The sequence below is a fragment of the Oscillatoria sp. HE19RPO genome (assembly GCF_024220515.1).
GTDB lineage: Bacteria > Cyanobacteriota > Cyanobacteriia > Cyanobacteriales > Laspinemataceae > Laspinema.
In genome coordinates this window covers 1-3,976 of sequence record NZ_JAMXOT010000475.1, presented here as the reverse complement: position 1 = coordinate 3,976, position 3,976 = coordinate 1, and the positions used below count along the sequence as shown (strand labels likewise).

The 3,976-nt window shown below is 51.3% G+C and carries 3 protein-coding genes; all 3 read right to left on the bottom strand.

What is annotated here, in order from left to right; all coding sequences use genetic code 11:
• Positions 1-245: 245 nt before the first annotated feature.
• Positions 246-1,127 (bottom strand): ACP S-malonyltransferase, encoded by an 882-nt coding sequence (gene fabD, locus NG833_RS29800; protein WP_254568886.1) that lies wholly within the window; start codon positions 1,125-1,127, stop codon positions 246-248.
• Between the two features lie 334 nt (positions 1,128-1,461).
• Positions 1,462-2,460 (bottom strand): beta-ketoacyl-ACP synthase III, encoded by a 999-nt coding sequence (locus tag NG833_RS29795; RefSeq protein ID WP_254568885.1) that lies wholly within the window; start codon positions 2,458-2,460, stop codon positions 1,462-1,464.
• A 97-nt stretch (positions 2,461-2,557) separates the two neighbouring features.
• Positions 2,558-3,625, bottom strand: a complete 1,068-nt coding sequence (gene plsX / locus NG833_RS29790; protein ID WP_254568884.1) for a phosphate acyltransferase PlsX — start codon at positions 3,623-3,625, stop codon at positions 2,558-2,560.
• Between the last annotated feature and the right edge of the window lie 351 nt (positions 3,626-3,976).

Genomic DNA, 3,976 nt, shown 5'->3' with positions numbered 1-3,976 from the left:
AACAAATAAATCATCCTTGCTTTGATGCGATCGCACCTAACAAGGCTCTTTTAGCCCGCGCAGGCGGGCTTTGTCCGTGTAGCCCCAGGCTTGAGCCTGCGGGTTTTTTGAAGGTTTTATTTTTTGGAGTTCCCTAAGAGCGAGCAAGATGCTCGCACTCCTAGCTATCCGTACCTTATGAGTCGGGGAAACGCTATAGAGGGGAAAACAGACGCGGAATATTACAGCGTCTGTCTTGGAGAAAATTATGCCGGTAAGTCAGCGGCAGTGCTGACATTCGTGACAGCTAAATCGGAACAGGCGCGTTTGATTAAATTACTCAGAACCTTGCCCGGTCCAATTTCTATCACGCTTTCGATGCCTGCTTGGGGGAGTTGTAACATAATTTCCCGCCAGCGCACCGAACCCGTCATCTGCCGAGAGAGACGCTGTTTTAACAACTCTGCTTTGGTTTCCGGGGTGGGGTCGGTATTGGACAGAACCGGAACGATCGCATCGGTAAAAGGAACCGCATCAAGAGCTTTTTGGAACTCAGCCTGTGCGGGTTCCATGAAGGGGGAATGATAGGCCCCGGCCACATTTAATTTGACTGCCCGTTTGACTTTGATAGCGGCAACCACCGACTCTACCGCCTCGGGAGTTCCAGAAATGACCACCTGTCCATCGCTGTTGTCGTTGGCGAGGACCACATCGGGAGTGGCACTAATTTGAGCATCAAGCTGTTCTCGGTTAAAGCCAATCAGGGCGGTCATTTGACCCCCGGCGACGGTATTCATGAGTTCAGCGCGATATTTGACCAGTTGTAAGCCAGCTTCAAAGTCAAAGACGCCTGCGGCATAGAGGGCGACATATTCGCCCAAACTATGACCGGCAACCAGGTCCGTTTGTTGATGGCGATCGCGCATTAAATCAACCAGAATGCTCTCAACAACATAGAGACTCGGTTGCGTGTAGAGACTGCTGCTGAGTTTATCTTCGGCGTTGGTGCAGATGTCCAAAACGGACCAGCCGAGAATCGTCTCAGCAGCGGCATATTTTTCTTGAGCAATGGGCAGGTTTGCTAAATCTACACCCATGCCTAGGGCTTGGGAACCTTGTCCGGGAAACACCCATGCTGTTTTCGTCATTTGTCAATTGGTCGTGATGATGGTTCAAATAAAGAGAGGGTAAAGAACTGGGCTTATCCCCCATTTGGTTTTTAAAAGCCGGTTTGCTCCTATGAGCACGCCACGGCAGGCTATAGCCCGATCGCCTTGCGCTCAGTCATACCAAATCCAGTTGGTAAAAGTCGGTTTTCGCTTTTAGCCCGCGCAGGAGAGGCTCCGTCCTGTGAGCCTCCACCCTTGAGGGTGTGGGTTTTTGTAGACTAGAGCAACCGAATTCCGTATCAGGAAGCCTGTAAAAGCCCCACCCTTGGATAACGGAATGTTACACCGGGTGGGAAGGGTAAAACGCTATCCGTTAACCCCATTCAAAAATGGCAGAGCCCCAAGTCAGTCCCGCACCAAAACCGGCAGCGGCAATGATATCGCCCGGTTTAATTTTGCCTTCGCGGACTGCTTCATCCAAGGCGATCGGGATAGAAGCAGCGGAGGTGTTGCCATAGTTGGCGAGATTGCCCAGGACTTTATGAGTGGGAATGTTGAGTCGGACGGCGACGGCATCGAGAATGCGCTGATTGGCTTGATGGAGCAACAGCCAGTCCACGCGATCGACCTCGATATCGGCGCGATATAAGGCTTTTTCAATCACTTCCGGCACTCGTTTGACGGCGAAGCGGTAGACTTCTTTGCCGTTCATTTCGATGAACTGATAAGTACCTTGGCCGACTGATAGATTGGGAGTGAGGGCTTTCTCCTGGGGTTGGAAAGCCAGAGTCAGACAGTCATTTTGACTGCCATCACTGCACAACTCAAAACCGAGGAGGCGATCGCGAGTGGTATTGGCTTGCATAACCACCGCCCCCGCGCCATCGCCAAAGAGAATACAGGTGCGGCGATCGCCCCAATCCACCCAGCGCGAGAGGAGATCTGCCCCAATGACTAGGACATTTTTGTACACCCCCGTGCGGATAAATTGGGCAGCGGTGACGAAACCAAACAGAAACCCAGAACAGGCAGCGGTCAGGTCGAAGGCGACTGCCCGAGTTGCACCTAAATTGGCCTGAATTTTGGAAGCACTGCCAAACAGGTCATCTGCCGTCGAAGTCGCCAGAACAATCAAATCCAGGTCTGTGGGTTGCAGACCCGACATGGCGAGTGCCTTGAATGCCGCCTGAGTCGCCAGTTCCGTGAGGGATTCTTCCCCAGAAGCCACTCGTCGGGTCTGAATCCCGGTGCGAGACTCGATCCACTCCTCCGAAGTCTCCACCATTTGACACAGTGCTTGATTGTCTAGGACGTTCGCTGGAGTCGCTGAACCGCTTCCTGTAATTGCAATGCCTACCCCTATTTCTTTCAAACTGATTCTCCCTCGGTCGGTTCTTGAGTCATACGCGGTTGTTTCGAGTATCCAAAGGCGCGATCGCAGCCGGATCGGTGCCGTCAATGTTCAACCGTCAACTTTCAGTCGTCGGTTCGGGTACTGCGGTGAGCTGCTTCTGTGATTCAAACTGGGACTGCATTCGATCGAGCACTTGGTGGTCGATCGCATCTTTTGCCAAGCGAATTGCATTATAAACCGTGGGGCCTTGAGAACTGCCATGAGTAATAATGCAAATTCCGGCTACTCCCAATAATAAGCCGCCTCCCCGTTCAACATGATCCACCCGTTGCTTAAACCGTTTCAGACTCGGTTTTAACAGGGTTACCCCCATTTTCCCCATGATTCCCTGGGTCAACTCTTCTTTGAGAATATTCAGAACAATTTCCCCAAGCCCTTCTGCGAACTTCAAGACGACATTGCCGGTAAAGCCATCACAGACGATCACATCAAAGTTACCCGACAGAATGTCGCGACCTTCCGCATTCCCAAAAAAGGGAACTAGAGGATTGTCCACCAACATCTGATGGGTGCGAACGGCCTGATCGTTGCCCTTGGAGGGTTCTTCCCCGATATTGAGCAGTCCGACCTTGGGTTCTTCTACCCCCAAAACGTATTGGCTGTAAATCGTTCCCATCACCGCAAACTGTTCTAGGAACTTGGGACGACAGTCCACATTCGCCCCCACATCCAAAATCAGAACGGATTTATTGGGAACAATAGTCGGAAAAATGGCACCAATGGCTGGCCGGTCAATTCCACGCAGCCGCCCCAAATGTAATAGGGCTGCTGCCATTGCCGCACCGGAGTGCCCTGCTGAAATAATGGCCTGAGCTTGGTTGTTTTTCACCAATTCCATAGCCACTCGAATGGAAGCGTTGCGCTTCCGTTTTAAAGCGCTTAAAGGCTCCTCGTGCATTTCCACCACTTCATCAGCCGGAATAATTTCCACCTGATTCAGATTGGGGAAATTGGCGTCTTTTTGATGTTCCTTGATGCAGGAGTCGATCTTTTCAGGATCGCCGACCAAAAGAACATCTACGTCCAACTCCGAGGCGGCTTTAAGCGCGCCCGTAACGATTGCTGCAGGGGCATTATCCCCGCCCATAGCATCTATAGCGATCCGTGCCCGTGAAGATCCCATTGATCGAAGTCATAGAAACCTTACAAATTTTACCAGAAGCCTTATACCATCGCATAACTCTTCTGAATCGTTTCTAAGGATAATTTTTTTTTCGGGGGATTCTTCCCGGGCAAGTCTATAAAAACCCACACCCTCAAGGGTGGGGCTACACGGACGAAGCCCGCCTGCGCGGGCTAATTCAGAAAATCGACTTTTAACAACCGGATTGGGTATTAGGGGATTCCAACAAATAAATCATCCTTGCTTTGATGCGATCGCACCTAACAAGGCTCTTTTAGCCCGCGCAGGCACCGCTTTGTCCTGTGAGCCTCCAGGCTTGAGCCTGCGGGTTTTTTGAAGGTTTTATTTTTT